19 protein-coding genes are annotated in these 20599 nt (G+C 71.7%); 1 reads left to right on the forward strand and 18 read right to left on the reverse strand.

Annotated elements, in window-relative coordinates; translation table 11 throughout:
* Positions 1–9: 9 nt before the first annotated feature.
* The 12 genes from C8E97_RS29875 to rpmE all read right to left on the reverse strand — a co-directional run bounded on the left by C8E97_RS29875 (position 10) and on the right by rpmE (position 10428).
* Complete coding sequence (locus C8E97_RS29875) at positions 10–843, reverse strand: F0F1 ATP synthase subunit delta (protein WP_121008865.1); 834 nt, start codon at positions 841–843, stop codon at positions 10–12.
* A gap of 10 nt (positions 844–853) precedes the next feature.
* The gene (locus tag C8E97_RS29880) at positions 854–1402 is read right to left on the reverse strand and encodes a F0F1 ATP synthase subunit B (protein ID WP_121008867.1); all 549 of its coding nucleotides are present in this window, start codon (positions 1400–1402) and stop codon (positions 854–856) included.
* 28 nt (positions 1403–1430) lie between these two features.
* Positions 1431–1685: an ATP synthase subunit c family protein gene (locus C8E97_RS29885; RefSeq protein WP_015104697.1), complete on the reverse strand. Its 255-nt coding sequence runs from the start codon at positions 1683–1685 to the stop codon at positions 1431–1433.
* A gap of 61 nt (positions 1686–1746) precedes the next feature.
* The gene (gene atpB, locus C8E97_RS29890; protein ID WP_121008869.1) at positions 1747–2526 is read right to left on the reverse strand and encodes a F0F1 ATP synthase subunit A; all 780 of its coding nucleotides are present in this window, start codon (positions 2524–2526) and stop codon (positions 1747–1749) included.
* Between the two features lie 152 nt (positions 2527–2678).
* On the reverse strand, positions 2679–3116 hold the full coding sequence (locus C8E97_RS29895) for a Cg1360 family ATP-synthase-associated protein (RefSeq protein WP_121008871.1): 438 nt from the start codon (positions 3114–3116) through the stop codon (positions 2679–2681).
* A gap of 65 nt (positions 3117–3181) precedes the next feature.
* Positions 3182–4360, reverse strand: coding sequence for a glycosyltransferase family 4 protein (locus C8E97_RS29900; protein ID WP_121008873.1), 1179 nt, complete (start codon positions 4358–4360; stop codon positions 3182–3184).
* A gap of 64 nt (positions 4361–4424) precedes the next feature.
* On the reverse strand, positions 4425–5075 hold the full coding sequence (locus C8E97_RS29905; protein WP_121008875.1) for an L-threonylcarbamoyladenylate synthase: 651 nt from the start codon (positions 5073–5075) through the stop codon (positions 4425–4427).
* Positions 5076–5587: 512 nt separating this feature from the next.
* Positions 5588–6445 carry a peptide chain release factor N(5)-glutamine methyltransferase gene (gene prmC, locus C8E97_RS29910; protein ID WP_121008877.1) on the reverse strand — a complete coding sequence of 286 codons (858 nt, stop codon included), beginning with the start codon at positions 6443–6445 and terminating at the stop codon, positions 5588–5590.
* 15 nt (positions 6446–6460) lie between these two features.
* Positions 6461–7846: a dihydrolipoyl dehydrogenase gene (gene lpdA / locus C8E97_RS29915; RefSeq protein WP_121012720.1), complete on the reverse strand. Its 1386-nt coding sequence runs from the start codon at positions 7844–7846 to the stop codon at positions 6461–6463.
* Positions 7847–7856: 10 nt separating this feature from the next.
* On the reverse strand, positions 7857–9053 hold the full coding sequence (locus tag C8E97_RS29920) for an acyl-CoA thioesterase/bile acid-CoA:amino acid N-acyltransferase family protein (RefSeq protein ID WP_121008878.1): 1197 nt from the start codon (positions 9051–9053) through the stop codon (positions 7857–7859).
* A gap of 19 nt (positions 9054–9072) precedes the next feature.
* Positions 9073–10128 (reverse strand): peptide chain release factor 1, encoded by a 1056-nt coding sequence (gene prfA, locus C8E97_RS29925; RefSeq protein WP_170212030.1) that lies wholly within the window; start codon positions 10126–10128, stop codon positions 9073–9075.
* Between the two features lie 84 nt (positions 10129–10212).
* Positions 10213–10428: a 50S ribosomal protein L31 gene (gene rpmE / locus C8E97_RS29930; protein ID WP_121008882.1), complete on the reverse strand. Its 216-nt coding sequence runs from the start codon at positions 10426–10428 to the stop codon at positions 10213–10215.
* Between the two features lie 291 nt (positions 10429–10719).
* Here rpmE and C8E97_RS29935 point away from each other — a divergent pair, with 291 nt between their 5' ends.
* Positions 10720–11085, forward strand: a complete 366-nt coding sequence (locus C8E97_RS29935; RefSeq protein WP_246019265.1) for a hypothetical protein — start codon at positions 10720–10722, stop codon at positions 11083–11085.
* A gap of 642 nt (positions 11086–11727) precedes the next feature.
* Here C8E97_RS29935 and rho read toward each other — a convergent pair.
* From rho to argS, 6 genes are all read right to left on the reverse strand, one after another.
* Complete coding sequence (gene rho / locus C8E97_RS29940; RefSeq protein WP_121008886.1) at positions 11728–13761, reverse strand: transcription termination factor Rho; 2034 nt, start codon at positions 13759–13761, stop codon at positions 11728–11730.
* Positions 13762–14106: 345 nt separating this feature from the next.
* On the reverse strand, positions 14107–14982 hold the full coding sequence (gene thrB / locus C8E97_RS29945) for a homoserine kinase (RefSeq protein ID WP_170212031.1): 876 nt from the start codon (positions 14980–14982) through the stop codon (positions 14107–14109).
* The gene (gene thrC / locus C8E97_RS29950) at positions 14979–16082 is read right to left on the reverse strand and encodes a threonine synthase (protein ID WP_121008888.1); all 1104 of its coding nucleotides are present in this window, start codon (positions 16080–16082) and stop codon (positions 14979–14981) included. Before thrC ends, thrB begins: the two co-directional genes overlap by 4 nt.
* Entirely contained in the window at positions 16082–17407 is a 1326-nt protein-coding gene (locus tag C8E97_RS29955) for a homoserine dehydrogenase (RefSeq protein ID WP_121008890.1), read from the reverse strand. Before C8E97_RS29955 ends, thrC begins: the two co-directional genes overlap by 1 nt.
* Position 17408: 1 nt before the next feature.
* The gene (gene lysA / locus C8E97_RS29960) at positions 17409–18833 is read right to left on the reverse strand and encodes a diaminopimelate decarboxylase (RefSeq protein ID WP_121008892.1); all 1425 of its coding nucleotides are present in this window, start codon (positions 18831–18833) and stop codon (positions 17409–17411) included.
* A complete protein-coding gene (gene argS / locus C8E97_RS29965) occupies positions 18833–20476 on the reverse strand; it encodes an arginine--tRNA ligase (protein ID WP_121008894.1) in 1644 nt (547 codons plus the stop codon). Before argS ends, lysA begins: the two co-directional genes overlap by 1 nt.
* Positions 20477–20599: the final 123 nt, after the last annotated feature.

The raw sequence follows: 20599 nt of genomic DNA on the forward strand, positions 1-20599 counted from the left end.
CCGGTCCGGTCAGCCGGCGAGGTCGCGGCGCAGTGCCGCCAGCCGACCGGCCACGCTGCCGTCGATGACCTCGTCGCCGATCTTGATCTGCAAGCCGCCGCGCAGCGTGGGGTCGACCTCCACGTGCAGCGCGATCGGCCTGGAGTAGATCCGGGTCAGCGTGGCTTCGAGACGGTCCTGCTGCGCCGCGTCCAGCTCGACGGCGGATCGGACGTAGGCGACGGAGCGCTCCCGGCGCTTGGCCGCGAGCGACGCGAGGTCGGCCAGCCCGGCGACGACGCCCTGGCCGCGGGGCTCCCGCACCAGCTGGTGCACCAGGACCTTGGTCGTGTCGTCGACCTTGCCCGCGATGAGGCCGTCCACGAGCGAGACCTTGCCGTCGGCGTCGGCCGCGGGGTCGGTCAGCGCAAGCTCCAGCTCGTAGTTGCCGGCGATGATCCGGCCGAGGCGGAACAGCTCGTCCTCGACGGTGTCGAGCTTGCCGTCCCGCTCGGCCCGCACCAGGAGCGTGGTGCGGGCCAGCGACTCGACGCCGTCGACCAGCTCGCGCGGGCTGGACCAGCGCGCGGCGACGACCGTGGTGAGCACCTCCAGGGCGTCACCGGAGACCTTGCCGTCGAGCAGGCCGCGCAGCAGCTGCTCACGGCTCACGGGCTCGGTCGAGGCGTCGGCCAGTGCCCGGCGCAGCGAGGACTGCCTGCTCAGCAGGCCGACCACCGCGAACAACTCCTCGCCGAGCTTGCCCGCGGCCGCGTGGTCGGTCCCGGCGGTGCCGTCCAGGACCTCCAGCAGCCGCAGTTCGGCGGCGGCCAGCGCGTCGCGGCTGGCGGCGTGCAGCGTCATCGGCGTTCCCTCACTTGCCGGCCGGAGCCGCGGTGTCGTCGAGTTCCGCGAGGAACCGGTCGATGGTGCCCCGGCGGCGCACCTCGTCCTCCAGCGACTCGCCCACGACCCGGTCGGCCAGGTCGATGGCGAGGCGGCCCAGCTCGCCGCGCAGCTCGGCGACGATCTGCGCGCGCTGGGTCTCCAGCTGCGTCTGGCCCTGCGCGACGATCCGCGCGGACTCCTCCTGCGCCTTGGCGCGCAGCTCGCTGATGATCTGCTCGCCTTCGATGCGGGCGTCGTCCCGGATGCGGGCCGCCTCGGCGCGGGCCTCGGCGAGCTGCGCCTTGTACTGCTCCAGCATCCGCTGGGCTTCCGCCTGCGCCTGCTCGGCCTTCTCGATGCCGCCCTCGATCTTGGCGGCGCGTTCCGCGTACAACGTCTCGAAGCGTGGCGACACGAACTTCTTGATGACGAAGAAGAGCAGCAGGAACGCGATCAGGCCGATGATGATCTCGGACGGGTGCGGGAGGACCGGGTTGATGGCCTCTCCCTCCGCCGCCAGGATGAGGGTCTTCATCACGACTCCTAATGCGCGAAAAGGACGATCAGGCGTTGCTCGCGAGGAAGTACACGACGAAGCCCAGCAGGGCCAGGACCTCGACGATGGCGAACGTCGTCCAGGCGAGGCTCAGCAGCACGCCGCGCGCCTCGGGCTGACGGGCGGTGCCGTTGATGACCGAGGAGAAGATCAGACCCACGCCGATGCCGGGGCCGATGGCCGCGAGGCCGTAGCCGATGGCGGCGAGACCCGCGTTGTTGACGGTCTTGACGGCATCCTGAGCAAGAACGATAGCGCTCACTTGTGCTGTTCCCTTTCCAACTCGGTCCGCGAACGCTCGCGGATCGGAGGCTTGTTGTTTCTCAGTGCTCTTCCGCCAGCGCCGCGCCGATGTAGTTGGCGGACAGCAGCGCGAAGATGTAAGCCTGGAGGACCATGATCAGCGCCTCGAGGAACGTCAGCGCGATGGCGAAGAGGAAGGCGATCGGCGCCACCACGACCGTGACGCCGCCGTTCAGCAGCAGGAACTCACCGGCCAGGGTGAACACCAGCAGCAGGAGGTGACCTGCGAACATCGCCGCGAAGACTCGGATGGCGAGCGTGAGCGGGTTCAGCAGGAACTTCTGGAAGAACTCGATCGGGATCAGCAGGATGAGCACGAACCACGGCGCGCCGGGCGGCATGGTCGAGTGCTTCAGGTATCCGACGAAACCGTGGCGCTTGAATCCCACGAAGTGGTAGACCGGATAGATGACCAGCACCGAGACCGCGAGCGGGAACCCGATGTGGGCCATCGTGGGGAACTGGATGAACGGGATGAGCCCGTACAGGTTGTTCACCAGCACGAAGGTGAAGACCGTGAGGATGAGCGGCACGAACGGCTTGAAGTCCTTGCCGCCGATCTGCTCGCGCGCGATGGAGTTGCGGCCGAGGTCGTAGACCGACTCGGCGGCGAACTGGAACTTGCCCGGCACCAGCTTGAGGTTGCGGGTCGCGGCGAGGAAGAACGCCCCGATGATGATGATCGACAGCACCAGCAGGACCATCGGCTTGTCGACCGACCCGAAGATCGCCGGGGGGAAGAAGTCCTTCACACCGGGTGCGACGAACTCGTCACCCGAGGCCAGCACCAACGTGGTCACTGTGTTCCTTCCGGTTCTCCCGGCCGGCGTTCACTCCGCCGGGGGAATCGTCACGATCGGGACAAACGTACCTTACGGACCGCACGCGCCCGCGAGCGGGACCTGCACCTAGCAGGGAAGTCCCGTCCGCGCGCACCGTACCAGCCGGTAGTTCAGGTGGTGCTCGACGTGGGGATGATCACTTGGCTGCGACTGCGCTTGGAAGCGCGGACCTCCATGAAGGTCGCCACGACGATCGTCGCGGCCATCGTCAGCGCGAGCGCGTTCACGTGCAGCACGGGGAACTTCTGGAGCAGCACCATCACCACGACGAGCAGGACGAGCTTGCCGAGGAAGCCGCCGAACGCGGCGATCATGATGAACTGCACCGGCAGGGCCGCCGTGCGGTGCATCAGCCAGAGCGTGATCAGGGAGCACGCGATGGCGAGCGCGCCGCCGATCAGCGCCGCGACCAGGCCGGGGACACCGGCCAGCACGGTCCAGACCACCGCGCCGATGGCGACGGTGGCGAGCGCCGCCCAGATGAGGCCGCGGAACATCTCGCCCGCGAGCCGCTGGACGACCTTCTCGTGAGTCCACTCCTGGCTCATGTCACCCCTTCCCACTGGTCAGGAACGAGTGTAAGAGGGCCTCGCATCGCACCCTGCGGTCGGGGTCAGGAACGCCGCACTTCGCGGAGCTTCGGTATCGCCGAGACGACCAGCGCCAGCAGCAGCCCGAGGGCCAGGCACCACCCGACGAGGGCCGCGTCGAACAGGGTCAGCGACACCGTGCCGAACGCCAGCACGCCCGCCCACAGGTAGATCAGCAGCACGGCGCGGCGCTGCGAGTGGCCGATCTCCAGCAGCCGGTGGTGCAGGTGCATCTTGTCCGCGGAGAACGGGCTCTCGCCGCGCCGGGTGCGGCGCACGACGGCCATCAGCAGGTCCAGCATCGGCACGAACAGCACGGCCGCGACCACCAGCAGCGGTGAGAGCAGGCCGAGCAGGTCGGTGGTCGCGATGGCCTGGTAGGACCCGTCGATGCCGGGGTAGTTGAGCTTGCCCGAGGCGGACGTGACGGCCGCCGCCAGCATGAGGCCGATCAGCATCGACCCCGAGTCGCCCATGAAGATCCGGGCGGGGTTGAAGTTGTGCGGCAGGAAGCCGAGGCACGCGCCCGCCAGCGTCGCCGCGATCAGCGCGGGCGGGTAGGAGCCGACGTCGCCCTGGTTCTTGGCCAGCACGCCGATGGAGAACGCGCAGGTCGCGACGGCGGCGATGAGCCCGATGCCGGCGGCGAGCCCGTCCAGGCCGTCGACGAAGTTCATCGCGTTGACCATCGTGACGGCCAGCAGCACGGTCAGCAGCGCGCCCTGGTTCTGGTCGAGCACGAGCAGCGAGCCGCGGTCCGGGACGTCGCCCCACGGCACCCAGAACAGCAGCCACTGGAGCCCGAACAGGACCAGGATGCCCGCCGAGGTGACCTGCCCGGCGAGTTTCGTCAGGGAATCCAGCTCGAACCGGTCGTCCAGCACGCCGACCAGGACGATCACCCCGCCGCCGACGATGACCGCCCACGGGTCGCCGGAGAAGTCGAACGCGGCGCGCAGCACCGGCAGCTGGTGGGCGAGCAGCATGCCGCCGAGCACGCCGCCGTACATGGCGAGCCCGCCCATCCGCGGCATGGGCTTGACGTGCACGTCCCGCTGGCGCGGGTAGGCCACCGCGCCGATCCGGAACGCGAGCGCGCGGACGAGGCCGACCAGCAGGAACGTGACGACGGCGGCCGTCAGCGCGACGAGCAGGTACTCCCGGACGGGGAGGACGTTCGTGGTCTCGGGCAACGGGCCCACTGGTGCTAGTCCCTCGGGGTCGTGGACGCTGAGGGCACCACGCTACTCCGCACGCGAAGATCCACTAGGAGGCGACCTCGACTTCGTCGCCCAGCACCTCGCGGACGGCGTCGAGGGGCACCGCGCCCTCCCGCAGCACGAGCGGGTCGGGGCCCGTCAGGTCGACGATCGTGGACGCGACGTTCTCCTGGGCCGGCCCGCCGTCGAGGTAGACGCCCACCTCCTCGCCGAGCTGGTCCCACGCCTCCTGCGCGGTGCCCGCCGGGGGGAAGCCGGACTTGTTCGCGCTGGACACGGCCATCGGGCCGACGTCGCGGAGCAGTTCCAGCGCCACCGGGTGGAGCGGCATCCGGAGCATCACCGTCCCGCGCGTGTGGCCGAGGTCCCAGGCGATCGACGGCGCGTGCTGGAGGACCAGCGACAGGCCGCCCGGCCAGAACGCCTCGATCAGGGCGCGGGCCTGGCGGGGCACCGAGAGGACGAGGCCGTCGATCGTGGTCCAGGAGCCGACCAGGACGGGCACCGGCATGTCCGGGCCGCGCCCCTTGGCCTCCAGGAGGAACCGGACGGCTTTGGCGTTGAAGGCGTCGCAACCGATGCCGTAGACGGTGTCGGTGGGCAGCACGACCAGCCTGCCGGACCGCACCGCGCCGGCGGCGGCGGCCAGGCCGGCGGTCCGATCGGACTGGACGCTGCAGTCGTAGAGCGTGCTCACGGGACGAATCCTGGCACAGGTCGGGTTCGGGGAACGGCGGCGGTCACAGGTATCGGGGGTGCGGGGCTGGTGTGGGGCCGGCGCGGGGGTGTGGGGCTGGGTGTGGAACGGGGGTTTGGGGCGGGGTGCGGGGCGGGGGTTTGAGGCGGGGCGTGGGGCGGCGATGCGGGGCGGGGTTCTCAGGTTGGCGGGCTGGGAGTGTCGTACCCGCGTGGTTGGGTGTGTGTCGGGGGCGTTCGGTTTCGGGGGACGCCTGGTTTGGTGTGGCTGCGTGCGGGTCGAGGCGCGTGGCGGGGTTGGCCGGGGCGCAGGGTGGCCGGGGCGCCGGGGCGCAGAGTGGCTGGCTTGGGCGGCGGTTCGGCGCGGAGTCAAAGCGTGAAAAGCGTCCTCGCCGGACGGGCCGGCCACCGAGGATGAACCCTGGCCCTTGGTCGGTGCGGCGCGGTGCGGAGGGCGAAAAGCGACACGCTCGGGTGAGGTGTGCGGCGCTGCTCGCGGTGGGAGGGGCGCGGTCAGGTTCGGCGGGCGGTGGCGTAGCGCGGGCGGCCGGCCAGGTCCGCGTGGTCCTGCACGTCGGTCAGGACTCGGCGTGCGGACAGCAGGGCGGGCACCGCCTCGGCGTGCGTGTCGTCGTGCTCGATGCCCACGTGCCCGCCCGGCTTGAGCAGGCGGGCGGCCAGGGTCACCACGTGGCGGATCACGTCGAGGCCGTCCGGACCCCCGAAGACGGCCGCCCGCGGGTCGTGGTCGGCCACCTCCGGCGGCACCGGGGTGTCGTCCGGCACGTACGGCGGGTTGCACAGGACCAGGTCCACCGTTCCGTCCAGGTCGGACAGCACGTCGGGGTGCGTGACGTCGCCCGCGTGCAGGTGGATCGGCCGGTCGCCTGCCGTCGTGCGCGCGTCGGCGTTGCGCCTGGCCCAGGACAGCGCGACGGGGTCGCGTTCGACCGCGTGCACCACCGCGCCGGGCAGTCGGTGGGCCACCGCCAGCGCCAGCGCGCCGGAACCCGTGCACAGGTCGACCACGACCGGGTCCGGGCCCACTGTGGACAGCGCCCACTCCAGCAGCAGCTCGGTTTCCGGCCGCGGGACGAACACGCCCGGACCGACGTCCAGGTCCACGCCGCCCAGGTGCGCCCACCCGGTGAGGTGTTGCAGCGGGACGCGCGCCATCCGCTTGCGCACCAGCCCGTGCAGCGCCTCCACCACGGGCGGGTCCACCAGCGGGATCAGGGGCAGGCGGGAGCGCTCCACGCCCAGGACGTGCGCCGCCAGCAGTTCGGCGTCCACGCGTGGGCTGGCGACGCCCGCCGCGGCCAGCAGCCGTTCGGCTTCCAGCACGGCCGGCCGCAGCGGGTGTCGGGTCATGGCGTGAGCCTAGAGCTAGAAGTTGATCATGTGACCGGCCAGGCCGTGCACGGCCTCCTTGACCGCCTCGCCGAGGGTCGGGTGCGCGTGGACGTTGCGCGCCACCTCGTGCACGGTCAGGTCCCACTGCTGCGCCAGCGTCAGCTCCGGCAGGAGTTCCGTCACGTCCGGCCCGATCAGGTGACCGCCCAGCAGCTCGCCGTACTTGGCGTCGCTGATCAGCTTGACGAAGCCGCCCGAGTCGCCGATGCCGTGCGCCTTGCCGTTCGCCGTGAACGGGAACTTCGCGACCTGGACGTCGTAGCCCTTCTCGCGCGCCTGGGCCTCCGTGTAGCCGAAGCTGGCGATCTGCGGCTGGCAGTACGTCGCGCGCGGGATCATCACGTAGTCGAGTTCCTGGGTCTCGGCGTCGGCGATGGTCTCCGCCGCGATGATGCCCATCGACTCCGCCGCGTGCGCCAGCATCAGCTTCGCCGTCACGTCGCCGATGGCGAAGATGTGCGGCACGCTCGTCCGGCACCGGCCGTCGACGGCGATCGCGCCGCGCTCGGTCAGGGCGACACCGGTCTTCTCCAGGCCGTAGCCCTCCACGCGCGGCTGGAAACCGATGGCCTGCAACACCTTGTCGGCCTCCAGCACCTCCTGCGCGCCGTCCTTCGACACGGTGACGCGGACTTTCTCGCCTGTGTCGTCGATGGACTCCACGCGCGTGCCGGTGCGCACCTCGATACCCAGGCGCTTGTAGCGCTTGGCCAGCTCGGTGGACACCTCCACGTCCTCCAGGGGCACGACGCGGTCCAGGAACTCCACGATCGTCACCTTGACGCCGTAGTTGTGGAGCACGTAGGCGAACTCGACGCCGATCGCGCCCGCGCCGGCGATGACGATGCTGCCCGGCAGGTCGGAGGAGAGGATCTGCTCCTCGTAGGTGACGACGCGCTCGGACAGGCTGGTGCCGGGCAGGAGCCGGGTGGTCGCGCCGGCCGCGATGATGGCGTGGTCGAACGTGACGGTCTCGTCACCCACCTGGATGGTGTTGGCGTCGACGAAGGTCCCCCGACCGTTGTACTCGGTGATGCCGTTCTTCTTCATCAGGAAGTGCACGCCCTTGACGCGCCCGTCCGCGACCTTCCGGCTGCGCGCGAAGGCGGCGCCGTAGTCGAACTTCACCGTGCCCTCGACCTCGATGCCGTAGGTCTTCTGCTCGTGCGTGAACAGGTGGGCCAGCTCGGCGTTGCGCAGCAGCGCCTTCGACGGGATGCACCCCACGTTCAGGCACACCCCGCCCCAGTAACGCTCCTCGATGATCGCCGTCTTCAGCCCCAGCTGGGCCGCGCGGATCGCGGCGACGTACCCGCCTGGCCCAGCACCGAGGACCACGACGTCAAAGTGTGCGCTCATGGGCGACACATTAGGTGCCCGGTTGGTCGGACAAGAACTCGATGGCCCGACGCCACGCGTCCACCCTGGCCGCCGCCGTGGCCTCCGGCGTGCCGCCCGTCGAGAGCCCGCCGCCGGGACCGGGCGCCACGAGGTCCGCGGTCGGGCGGTGCGGCGGCCCGGCCATCAGGTGCCCTGCCTCCGGGTACACCACGTGCTCGTGCCGGAACGGGTGGTCGTGCGCGGTCAGCCGACGTTCCGCGACCGCGCTCAGCTCGGCGCTCGGCCAGGCGTCGTCACGCCCCGGTGAGAGCAGCAACACACCGCCGGAGATTCGCTCGACCGGGATCTCGGCGGCCTCCGGGATGCCGTCGGAGAGGTCGTACGCCAGGCGCAGCGGCACCGGCCCGCCCTCGACCACCGCGCGCCGCAGCTCGTCGGGCACGGAGTACGGCAGGTACGGCAGCGGGCGGCGCTGGAACGTCCACGACGCGGCCTCCAGCGCCAGCCGCTCCAGCAGCCGCTTGCCCGGACCGGAGCACTGGGTGACGACACCGCTGCCCGCGACGCTGACCACGGCCGTCACGTCGGGGAACGTGGCGCCGGCGAGCAGCGCCAGCTCGCCGCCCCGGCCGGAGCCCAGCAGGCCGACCGCGCCCGCCCGCCCCTTGAGGAACTCGACCGCACGGCCCACGTGCTCCAGGGGCACGTCCACCAGGTCGTCCGGCACGCCGGCGGCGCCGAAGTAGGCCAGGGCGAGGGTGGTGAAGCCGTGACCCGCGAGGAGCGCCGCGTCCAGCTCGGGTCGCCCGCCCTCCGAGCCACCCAGCACGATGACACCCGGACGGGTGGCGTCGACGGGTTCGAACAGGACGGCCGACAGGTCCGCCACCTCGGTCCGCCGGACGCCCTCCGGGACGTGCAGGCGGGTCAGCTCGACCTTGCCGACGCCGTCCACCTCGACCAGGGTCGGTCCCGGCTCCTCGCCCGTCGGCGTCATGGACCAGAACAGGCCCATCGGGTCGACGCGGGAGTAGTCGCCGCGCAGCGGCGCGTGCCTGGTCAGGTCGACCACGCCCCGCTCGTCCGAGCGGAAGACCGCCCGCGCGGACCGGTCGCCCGTGGTGGCGCGGACCGCGGCCTCGGTGTCCGGCTCCAGGCCGACCACCCGGATGTCGAGCGTCCGGTCGAGCGGGGCGCACTGCGGGTTCACCAGGATTTCCGCCATCGCGCGCCCTCCCCGTCGATCACCCGCCGGCAAGCCGTTCCGCCCGGTCGGCCGCCGCGAGCGCGTCCAGCACCGCGTCCAGGTCGCCGTCCAGGACTTGATCCAGGTTATGGGCTTTGTACCCGACACGGTGATCGGAGATGCGTGATTCCGGGAAGTTGTAGGTCCTCACCCGTTCGGACCGGTCCACGGTGCGGATCTGGGTGCGCCGGGCGTCGGACGCCTCCTGCTGCGCCTTCTCCTCCGCCAGCACCTGGAGCCGGGACCGGAGGACCTGCATCGCGCGGGCCTTGTTCTGGAGCTGGCTGCGCTCGTTCTGGCAGGACACCACGATGCCGGTCGGCAGGTGCGTGATGCGGACCGCGGAGTCCGTCGTGTTGACGCTCTGACCGCCCTTGCCGGACGAGCGGAACACGTCGACCCGCAGGTCGTTCTCGTCGATCTCGATCTCGACGTCCTCGGTCTCCGGGAACACCAGGACGCCGGCCGCGCTGGTGTGGATCCGGCCCTGGCTCTCCGTCACCGGCACCCGCTGCACGCGGTGCACGCCGCCCTCGTACTTCAGCCGCGACCACACGCCGTCCGGCGAGTCCGTCCGGGCCTTGATGGCGACCGTGACGTCCTTGAACCCGCCCAGGTCCGAATCGGTGCCGTCGAGCACCTCCGCCTTCCAGCCCCGCCGCTCCGCGTACCGGAGGTACATGCGCAGCAGGTCGCCCGCGAACAGCGCGGACTCCTCGCCGCCCTCACCGGACTTGATCTCCAGGACCACGTCCGCCGAGTCGTGCGGGTCGCGCGGGAGCAGCAGCTCCGTCAGCCGCTCCTCGATCTTGGGGATGCGCTCGGTCAGCTCGTCCACCTCGGCGGCGAACCCCGCGTCCTCGGCGGCCAGCTCCCGCGCCGCCTCCAGGTCGCTGCGCGCCTGGGCCAGCTCGCGGGCGGTGCGGACGATAGGGCTCAGCTCGGCGTAGCGCTTGCCGAGCTTCCGCGCGCCTGCCTGGTCGGCGTGCACCGAGGGGTCGGCGAGCTTGGCCTCCAGCTCGGCGTGCTCGGCGAGCAGTGCTTCCAGGGTCACGTTGGCGCTCCGGTCTCGAAGAAGTGCTGGTGAGACGACAACGGCGCCCACCCGGAGAGGTCCGGGTGGACGCCGTCGGTTCGGCTACTTGCCCTTGCGCTTGCCGTAGCGGGCCTCGAAGCGCGCGACCCGGCCACCGGTGTCGAGGATCTTCTGCTTGCCGGTGTAGAACGGGTGGCAGTTCGAGCAGACCTCGACGTGGATGGAGCCGGAGGTCTTGGTGCTGCGCGTGGTGAAGGTGTTCCCACAGCCGCAGGTGACCTCGGTCGTCACGTACTGGGGGTGAATGCCGGTCTTCAACGTCTTGTCCCTCTCTTCGGTGGCCGCCGGGTCCTCGGTGTGCCTGAGGTGAACCGGAGCCGGACTCGACCTGACAGTCTGCCAGACGCCGTCATCGCCTACGTCAACACATTCCGGGCCCGTGGTGTTCCCGTGGCCGACGTCACTACCGCTTGTCGTCCGAAGTCGACCATCCGGCGCACGACGTAACCGTTGGACTACCCAAAGCGTCCCATTCTCGTCACGGAGCGCGAAAATGTCCCCGTGTTGTGCGCCTCCGGACGCCCCCTTCAGTTGACCAGGTGGCTCGCCGTGCCCTTCGTGTTCGGCAGCGCCGTCCTCGGCCTGACCGGCCTCGCCGGCCTGCTCGTCGGCGTGCCGGACGACCTGACCCTCTCCAGCCCGCTGTTCGGGGCGGCAGCGGCGGTGGGCGTGGGCACGAGCGGCGTGGTGAGCTGGCGCCGCCCCTGGCAACGCGTCTGGCTGAGGTGGGGCTACACCGCCGCCTGGCTGGTGACCGGGATAGCGGTGGACGGCCTGCGCCTGCCCGTGGCGGCCGTCGTCGCGATCGGCGTGCCTTCGCTGATCGCCCTGCTGTCGCACTGGGTGGCAGAACGCCGCCGGATGCCCGAATCCACCGACCAGGGCATGAACCCACTCGGCAACAACTACTGCTGACCCGAACCCGGACGACGACCGAACACACCCGCGCAGACCTGAACCCACCGCACCGCGCAGCACAGACTCCTGGTCTCGTGTTCTCCCCGTATGGCCTGCCCGCAGGGCAACCACGCTTGTCGTGGCAGGTCAAGCACGCTTTCCGCTTGACCTGCCACGACAAGCGTGGTGGTCTTTTGACAGGCCATGCGGGGAGAACACGACGCCTTCAAAGCTTTTCCTCCCCGGAGGTCTGCCCAGCGGCGAGCGCCTTCTTTCGGCTGAGATCAGCACGGAAGTTCTTCGGTTTTAGCGGGTCAAAGCTTAAAGAAGGGCGCTCGCCGCTGGGCAGGCCACCAAGGATGAGGGCAAAGCTTCTTCGAAGCTTTGCAAGCTTTCACGCTGCGCGTGAAAGCTTTGGCTGCGTGTCATCCCCGTACGGCCTGTCAAAGACCACCACGCTTGTCAGGCCAGGTCAAGCGAAGGGCGTGCTTGACCTGGCCTGACAAGCGTGGTTGCCCTGCGGGCAGGCCGTACGGGGATGACACGCAGCCCGACCGTGGTGTGCCCTTGCGGGCGGCAGGGGTGGGTGCCGGAGCCGTTGCGCGGAAGGCCCGCCCGACTGGGTGTCGGGCGGGCCTTCCGGGTGTTGGTTCGGCTTGGTCAGTCGTTGTCCGCGCCGGGGGTGGTCTTGGCCACCTGCATCAGGAACTCGATGTTGGTCCGGCTCTTGCGGAGGCGGTCCAGCAGCAGGTCGATCGCCTGCTGGCTGTCGAGCGCGTGCAGGACCCTGCGGAGCTTGTGCATGACCGCCAGCTCGTCCGGGGACAGGAGCAGGTCTTCCTTGCGGGTGCTGGACGAGTCGACGTCCACCGCCGGGAAGGTGCGCTTGTCCGCGATCTTCCGGTCGAGCTTCAGCTCCGCGTTGCCGGTGCCCTTGAACTCCTCGAAGATCACGCTGTCGCCCGCCGAGCCGGTCTCCACCAGCGCCGTCGCGATGACGGTCAGGCTGCCGCCGTTCTCGATGTTCCGCGCCGCGCCGAGGAAGCGCTTGGGCGGGTACAGGGCCGTCGAGTCGACACCACCGGAGAGGATGCGGCCGCTGGCCGGTGCGGCCAGGTTGTACGCGCGGCCCAGCCGGGTGATCGAGTCGAGCAGCACGACCACGTCGTGGCCCATCTCGACCAGGCGCTTGGCCCGCTCGATGGCCAGCTCCGAGATCGTGGTGTGGTCCGACGGCGGCCGGTCGAAGGTGGAGGCGATGACCTCGCCCTTCACCGACCGCTGCATGTCGGTGACCTCTTCCGGGCGCTCGTCCACCAGGACCACCATCAGGTGGCACTCCGGGTTGTTCACCGTGATCGCGTTCGCGATCGACTGGAGGACGGACGTCTTGCCCGCCTTCGGCGGCGAGACGATCAGCGCGCGCTGCCCCTTGCCGATCGGCATCACCAGGTCGATGACGCGCGTCGTCAGGATGTGCGGTTCCGTCTCCAAGCGCAGGCGCTCGTTCGGGTACAGCGGGGTCAGCTTGGTGAAGTCGGGGCGGTTCTTCGACTCCTCCGGGTCCAGGCCGTTGATCTTGTCGACGCGGACCAGCGGGTTGAACTTCTGCCGCTGCTGCTCGCCCTCGCGCGGCTGGCGGACGGCGCCGATGATCGCGTCGCCGCGGCGCAGGCCGTACTTGCGGACCAGCGACAGCGACACGTAGACGTCGTTCGGGCCGGCCAGGTAGCCGGACGTGCGGACGAACGCGTAGTTCTCCAGCACGTCGAGGATGCCCGCGACGGGCAGCAGGACGTCGTCCTCGCGCACCTCGGTGTCGGGGCCGCCGCCCGCGCCGTCGCCCCGGCCGCCACGACGGCGGCGGTCGCGGAAGCGCCTGCCCCTGCGGCCGCCCTCCTCGTCGTCCTGGTCGTCCTGGGCGTTCTGGCGGTTGCGGTTCTGGTCGCGGTCACCCCGGCCGCCGTCGCGGTCCCGATCGCGGTCGCGGTCACGGCGGCTGCCGCGGTCACCGCGGTCACCGCGCTCGCCCCGGTCCTGGCGCTGCTCGCGCTGGTCGCCGCGGTCCTGGCGGTCGGACCGGTCCTGCTGCGGCCGGTCCTGGCGGTCCTGCTGCGACCGGTCCTGCTGCGGGCGGTCCGCGCGCTCGGCGCGGTCGGCCTGCGGCGCGGCGGGCGCCTCGGCGGGCGCCTGACCCCCTTCGGGGCTGCCCGCGGGGCGGTTCGCGGAACGGCGGCGGCGGCTGCCCCGTCGTCCGCCCTCCTCCTCGGTGCCCGCGGGCCGGTCGGCCACGTCGAGCTGCTGCTGCGTCGGCTTGTCGACGGGCTTCTCGGCGGCGGGCGCGGGTGCGGCGGCGGGCGCCTCGGCGGCGGGCTTCCCGGCCGCCGGCTTCTCGGCGGCCTTCTTCTCGGCCTTCGGCGGCGTCGCGGCACTGCCCCGACCGGAGGTGCCGCCCTGCCGCTCCTTGATGGCCGCGATGAGGTCGCCCTTGCGGAGCCCCGCGGTGCCGGTGATGCCGAGCTGACCCGCGAGTTCGCGGAGTTCGGCGAGGACCATGCCGGAGAGGCCGGCGCGCTTGCGCGGCGGGGCGCTGCCGTTCGAAGGGGTGGTCAGAGCGTTCTCCTCAGCTCCGGAACTGGCAGCGGCGTTGGGAGCAGCAGGAGCTTGGCTGCTCAGCACATCGGTGTTGCTCACACATGTCCTTCCTGACCGGACCGCGCCTCCTACGCGACCCAGCGGACCTGCCGTCCGACGGAATGCGGACAGGCAGTTCGCCTGCCTTCCGGAGGACCTCGACGTCGCGACAACGCGCACGAATGCGGAGTCCACCGGCACAGACGTTTCTCGGTCACACGGCGAGCGGGTGCCTTCCAGCCCCGACCCCGTCCATACGGCACAGGGCCAAGTCACTGGAGGAATGCGATCCGGAGCGAATGTCCGGGCACCACACCGGCGCCCGTGCGCGCGGTGACTGATGGCCCCGAGGGTAGACGGCGGTACGGCCGGGTGCAACAACCGGCACCCGGCGCGTCGCCTCGCTCAACCGAGTGGCGCAACCCGGACTCCCACCTCGTCCACCGGGACGTGGTGCGTCGTGAACCCGCTCAGGTCCACCCCTTCGGGTGGTTTGCCGTCCTCCGGAAGGGCCAGCACGGTCGGTCCCGCGCCCGACACCGCCGCCGGCACGCCCGCCGCCCGCAACGCCCTGACCAGCGCCGACGTGGCCGGCCAGGCCGGTTCCCGGTACGGTTCGTGCAGCCGGTCGTCCAGCGCGGCGAGCAGCAGCGAGGGGTCCGCGGTCAGCGCGTGGACGGCCAGCGCGGCCCGCCCGGCGGCGAACGCCGCGTCGGCGTGCGGCACCGATCCGGGCAGCAGACCGCGCGTGGTCTTCGTCGCGGACATCTGTTCGGGAACCAGCACCACGGGCGCGAGCGCGGGGTGCGGGTCCAAACGCACCGCGTGGAAGCCGTCACCCTGCGTCCACGCCACCACGACGCCGCCGAACATCGCGGCGGCGGCGTTGTCGGCGTGGCCCTCGAACTCGGCGGCGAGTCGCAACGCGGTCGTGTCCAACTCGTGCCCGGCCAGCGCGTATCCGGCCGCCACGCCCGCCACGACGGCCGCCGACGAGGAGCCGAGGCCGCGCGCGTGCGGTATCGCGTTCCGGCACCGCAGGCGCAGGCCCGGCACGTCCACCCCCAACCGGGCGCACGCCGCCCGGAACGCCCGGACCACCAGGTGCGACTCGTCGTCGGGCACGCCGGCCGCGCCCTCGCCGGACACCTCGATCACCAGCCCGGACGGCGCGACCTCGAACTCGACCTCGTCGTGCAGCCCCAGGGCCAGCCCGAGCGCGTCGAACCCGGACCCGAGGTTCGCGCTGGACGCCGGGACGGTGACCCGGACGCCCGTCACGCGAGGTCCAGCGCCGTGGCGACCGCGCCGGGGTCGACCGGCACCGGCTCGACCTCGGCCATGCCCAGCAGCGCCGTGTCGGGGTCCTTCAGGCCGTGGCCGGTGACCGTGCAGACGACCACGGAGCCCCTGGGCAGCCGGCCGTCGGCGGCGGTGGCGAGCAGGCCCGCGACGCTGGTCGCGGACGCGGGCTCCACGAAGATGCCGTCCCGCGCCGCGAGCAGGCGGTACGCCTCCAGGATGCGCTCGTCCGCGACCGCCTCGAACAGGCCGCCGGACTGCTCCTTGGCGGTCACCGCGCCGGTCCACGACGCCGGGCTGCCCACCCGGATGGCGGTGGCGATGGTCTCCGGCTCCGCGACCGGCGCGCCGAGCACGAGGGGCGCGGCCCCGGCGGCCTGGAACCCGAACATGCGCGGCGTCGAGCCGACCACGCCGTCGGTGGCGTAGTCGGTGTACCCGCGCCAGTAGGCGGTGATGTTGCCCGCGTTGCCGACCGGGAGGCAGTGGACGTCCGGCGCGCGGCCGAGCACGTCGCAGATCTCCCACGCGGCGGTCTTCTGGCCGATCAGCCGGACCGGGTTGACCGAGTTCACCAGCGTGATCGGGTACTCGACGGAGGTCTTGGACGCCAGTTCGAGGCAGTCGTCGAAGTTGCCGTCGATCTGGAGGATGCGCGCGCCGTGCGCGACCGCCTGGGCGAGCTTGCCGAGCGCGACCTTGCCGCGCGGCACCAGCACGGCCGCGGTGAGCCCGGCCTTGGCGGCGTAGGCGGCGGCGGACGCCGACGTGTTGCCCGTCGACGCGCAGATGACCGCCTTGATGCCGCTGGCCAGGGCGTGCGTCATGGCCACGGTCATGCCGCGGTCCTTGAACGAGCCGGTCGGGTTCGCGCCCTCGACCTTGATGTACACCTCGCAGCCCGTCACGTCGGACAGGTGGTCCGACGCCACCAGCGGCGTGCCGCCCTCGTGCAGGGTGACGACCCGCGCACCGGCCGGGAGCGGGACCCGGTCCGCGTAGGCGTGGATGATGCCGGGCCACCCCGGCCGCGCTGTCGTCCGGTTGTCGGCCCCGCCGAGGGTCACTTGCGCCGCCATCACTCTTCGCCTTCCACCCGCATCACGCTGACCACTTCCCGTACCGCGGGCAGTCCGCCGATCTTGTCCACGGTCGACCGCAGCGCCGCGTCGGTCGCGGCGTGGGTGACGATCACCAGGCTGGCGTCGTCGACCCGTCCCTCCTGCCGGACCGCGGCGATGCTCACGTCGTGCTCCGCGAACACCGCCGCGACCTGCGACAGCACACCTGGCCGGTCGGCCACGTCGAGGCTGATGTGGTAGCGGGTCGGCGCCTGGCCCATCGGCCGCACGGGCAGCGCCGCGTACGCCGACTCGCGCGGGCCGCGCCCGCTGACCACCCGGTTGCGGGCCACGGCGACGAGGTCGCCGACCACCGCGCTGGCCGTGGGCGCGCCGCCCGCGCCCTGGCCGTAGAACATCATCTCGCCCGCCGCGTCGGCCTCCACGAACACCGCGTTGAACGCGCCGTGCACGCTGGCGAGCGGGTGCGTGCGGGGGATCATCGCCGGGTGCACGCGGACGGAGATGCTCTCCCCCGCGCCGTTGCCCGCGCCTGCCTGCTCGTCGGCGGCGCCGGTCACGCGCTCGCAGATGGCCAGCAGCTTGACCGTGCGGCCGAGCGCCTTGGCGGCGGCGATGTCGGCCGCGCTCACCGACGCGATGCCCTCGCGGTGCACGTCGGCGGCGGTCACGCGGCTGTGGAACGCCAGCGAGGCCAGGATCGCGGCCTTGGACGCGGCGTCGTACCCGTCGACGTCCGCCGTCGGGTCGGCCTCGGCGTAGCCCAGGCGGGTCGCCTCCTCCAGCGTCTCCGCGTAGCTCGCGCCGGTGGAGTCCATGCCGGAGAGGATGAAGTTGGTGGTGCCGTTGACGATGCCCATCACGCGGGTGATCCGGTCGCCGGCCAGCGACTCGCGCAGCGGGCGCAGCAGCGGGATCGCGCCCGCCACGGCCGCCTCGAAGTACAGGTCCGCGCCGCTCGCGTCGGCCGCCTGGAACAGCTCGCCGGAGTGCTCGGCGAGCAGCGCCTTGTTCGCCGTCACCACGGACTTGCCCGCGGCCAGCGCCTTGACCAGCCACGTCCGCGCGGGCTCGATGCCGCCGACGACCTCGACGACGACGTCCACGTCGGACTCGACCAGCGCGTCGGCGTCCGTGGTGAGCAGCGCGGCGGGCACCTCGCGGTGCTTGTTCGGCTTGCGCACCGCGATACCGGCCAGCTCGACGGGCGCGCCGACGCGCGCGGTCAGGTCCGCCGCCTGGTCGGTCAGCAGCCGGACCACCTCGGTGCCGACCGTGCCGCAGCCGAGCAGCGCGACTTTGATCGGTTTCTGGCCAGGCACGTCATACCTCCAGGCGGAACAGGTCTTCCTCGGTCTCCCGGCGCAGCAGCAACCGGGACTGGCCGGCCTCGACCGCGGCGAGCGCGGGCCGGGGCAGCCGGTTGTAGCCGCTGGCCATCGAGTAGCAGTACGCGCCGGTCGCGGCGACCGCGATCAGGTCGCCGGGTGCGAGGTCGTCGGGCAGCCAGCAGTCGCGCACCACCACGTCGCCGGACTCGCAGTGCTTGCCCACCACGCGGCACAGCACGGCCGAGGAGTCCGGCTCGGCCTTGCGGGACACCAGCTTGCAGTCGTAGACCGCGTCGTACAGGGCGGTGCGGATGTTGTCGCTCATGCCGCCGTCCACGCTGACGTACCGGCGGATGGCGCCCGCGTCGAGCTGGACGTCCTTGATGGTGCCCACCTCGTACAGGGTGACCGTGCCGGGGCCGACGATGGCGCGGCCCGGCTCGACCGCGATCTTCGGCATGGGCAGGCCCGCGTGCTCGCACTCCTTGCCGACGATGTCCTTGAGCTGGCGCGCCAGCTCCGCGGGCGGCGGCGGGTCGTCGTCCGCCGTGTACGCGATGCCGAGCCCACCGCCGAGGTCCACGGTGGACACCTGGTCGAGGACCCCCGCGCCGTGCTCGTCGCGCAGCTCGGCGAGCAGGCCGACCACCCGGCGCGCGGCGACCTCGAACCCGCTGGCGTCGAAGATCTGCGAGCCGATGTGGCTGTGCAGGCCGATCAGGCGCAGCCCCTCGGACTTGAGCACCCGGCGCGCCGCCTCGGCCGCGTCGCCGGAGGACAGCGAGAAGCCGAACTTCTGGTCCTCGTGCGCGGTCGCGATGAACTCGTGGGTGTGCGCCTCGACGCCGACCGTGACCCGGATCATCACCGGCTGCACCCGGCCGCGGTCGCGCGCGACCTGGTCCAGGCGGGCGATCTCGTGGAACGAGTCGAGCACCACCGCGCCGACGCCCGCCTCGACCGCCGAGACCAGCTCGGCGACGGACTTGTTGTTGCCGTGCAGCGCGATCCGCTCCGGCGGGAACTCCGCGCGCAGCGCGATGGCCAGCTCGCCGCCGCTGCACACGTCGATGCTCAGGCCCTCCTCGGCGACCCAGCGGGCCACCGCGACGGACAGGAACGCCTTGGACGCGTAGTGCACCTGCGCGGGGTCGCCGAACGCCTCCGCGTGGTCCCGGCAGCGGGACCGGAAGTCGCCCTCGTCCATCACGAACAGCGGGGTGCCGTACTCCTCGGCCAGCGCGCGGACGTCCACGCCGGCGAGCGCGACCGCGCCGTCCTCGCCGCGGGCGGCGTTGCGCGGCCACACGCGCGGGTGCAGCGCGTCGAGCGCCTCCGGGGTGGTGGGTCGCTGGCCCGCGGTGTTCGACGGGACCAGGACGTCGGCGTGCCGGGGACCGGCCGGGTGTGCCCTCATCACATGCGCTCCGGTGCACTCACGCCCAGCAGGGCGAGGCCGTTGGCGAACACCTGTTTGGTGCTCGCGCACAACTGGAGGCGGGCGCGGTGCAACTCGGTCGTCTCCTCGTCACCGCGCGGCAGCACCCGGCACGCCTCGTAGAACCGGTGGTAGGTGCCCGCCAACTCCTCCAGGTACCGGGCGACCCGGTGCGGTTCGCGCAGCTCGCCTGCGGTGGCGATCACGCGCGGGAACTCGCCGATGGTGCGGATCAGGTCACCCTCGCGGTCGTGGTCGAGCAGGTCGAACGCGTCGCCCGGCGTGACGCCCAGGTCGGCGGCGTTGCGCAGCACCGAGCAGATCCGGGAGTGCGCGTACTGCACGTAGAACACCGGGTTGTCGTTGCTGCGCTTGCGCAGCAGGTCCAGGTCGATGTCCAGCGTCGAGTCGGCCGACGATCGGGTCATCGCGTAGCGGGCGGCGTCGACGCCGACCGCCTCCACCAGGTCCTGCATGGTGATCACGGTGCCCGCGCGCTTGCTCATCCGCACCGGCTTCCCGTCGCTGACCAGGTTCACCATCTGCCCGATCAGCACCTCGACCGCGTTCGGGTCGTCGCCCACCGCGGCGGCGGCGGCCTTGAGCCTGCCGATGTAGCCGTGGTGGTCCGCGCCGAGCATGTAGATGCACAGGTCGAACCCGCGCGACCGCTTGTCCAGGAAGTACGCGATGTCACCCGCGATGTAGGCCGGTTCGCCGTCGCTCTTGATGACCACGCGGTCCTTGTCGTCGCCGAACTCGGTGGACCGCAGCCACCACGCGCCGTCCTCGAAGTACAGGCCACCCGACTCCTTGAGCCGCGCGACGATCCCGGCGACCGCGCCGGACTCGTGCAGCGAGTTCTCGTGGAAGTACACGTCGAAGTCGGTGCCGAACTCGTGCAGGTCGCGCTTGATCTCGTCGAACATCAGCTGCACGCCGACCCGGCGGAACACCTCGTGGCTGTCCTCGGCGGACAGCGCGGTGGGCTCGCGCCTGAGCACCTCGGCGGCGATGTCGGTGATGTAGCCGCCCGCGTAGCCGTCCTCCGGGGCGGGCTCGCCCTTCGCGGCGGCGATCAGGGACCGGACGAACCGGTCGATCTGCGCGCCCGCGTCGTTGAAGTAGTACTCGCGGGTCACGTCGCCGCCGTTGGCGGTCAGGATGCGCCCCAGCGCGTCGCCCACGGCCGCCCACCGGGTGCCGCCCAGGTGGACGGGGCCCGTCGGGTTCGCGGAGACGAACTCCAGGTTGATCCGGGTGCCCGCGAACTGGTCGCCGTGGCCGTACCGGTCGCCGGCGGCGATGACCTCGCGGAGGATGTCGCCCTGCGCGTCGGCGGCGAGGCGCAGGTTCAGGAAGCCGGGACCGGCGACCTCGACCGACGCGATCGCGTCCGTGCCGGTGAGCGCGTCGGCCAGCCAGCCGGCGAGGTCACGGGGCACGACACCGAGCTTCTTGGCGGTCTGGAGCGCCAGGTTCGTGGCGTAGTCGCCGTGCTCGGGGTTGCGGGGTCGCTCGATGGTCACCGCGGCGGGGAGGGCGGCGGGGTCCAGGCCGCGGGAGGACAGCACGTCCACGGCCGTCGCGCGGACCAGTTCAGCGAGCGCAGCGGGAGTCACCCGTTAAGTCTAGGGAAACGTTCCCGCTGGTCTCGACCGGGTTACGAGTCCCGAGGAGTGGGAGGCGCGCGGGCCTGGCAAGTGTTGACGGACACCCCCGGTGACCGGCAGTTGACGGCAATC

Source organism: Saccharothrix australiensis, assembly GCF_003634935.1.
GTDB lineage: Bacteria > Actinomycetota > Actinomycetes > Mycobacteriales > Pseudonocardiaceae > Actinosynnema > Actinosynnema australiense.

Bases quoted from the DNA above. Each gene is read 5' to 3' on its own strand.
- lysA (WP_121008892.1), bottom strand. From the start codon at position 18,833: ATGAGGGCACACCCGGCCGGTCCCCGGCACGCCGACGTCCTGGTCCCG.
- C8E97_RS29880 (WP_121008867.1), bottom strand. From the start codon at position 1,402: ATGAAGACCCTCATCCTGGCGGCGGAGGGAGAGGCCATCAACCCGGTC.
- C8E97_RS29875 (WP_121008865.1), bottom strand. From the start codon at position 843: ATGACGCTGCACGCCGCCAGCCGCGACGCGCTGGCCGCCGCCGAACTG.
- prmC (WP_121008877.1), bottom strand. From the start codon at position 6,445: ATGACCCGACACCCGCTGCGGCCGGCCGTGCTGGAAGCCGAACGGCTG.
- lpdA (WP_121012720.1), bottom strand. From the start codon at position 7,846: ATGAGCGCACACTTTGACGTCGTGGTCCTCGGTGCTGGGCCAGGCGGG.
- C8E97_RS29920 (WP_121008878.1), bottom strand. From the start codon at position 9,053: ATGGCGGAAATCCTGGTGAACCCGCAGTGCGCCCCGCTCGACCGGACG.
- thrC (WP_121008888.1), bottom strand. From the start codon at position 16,082: ATGGCGGCGCAAGTGACCCTCGGCGGGGCCGACAACCGGACGACAGCG.
- C8E97_RS29895 (WP_121008871.1), bottom strand. From the start codon at position 3,116: ATGAGCCAGGAGTGGACTCACGAGAAGGTCGTCCAGCGGCTCGCGGGC.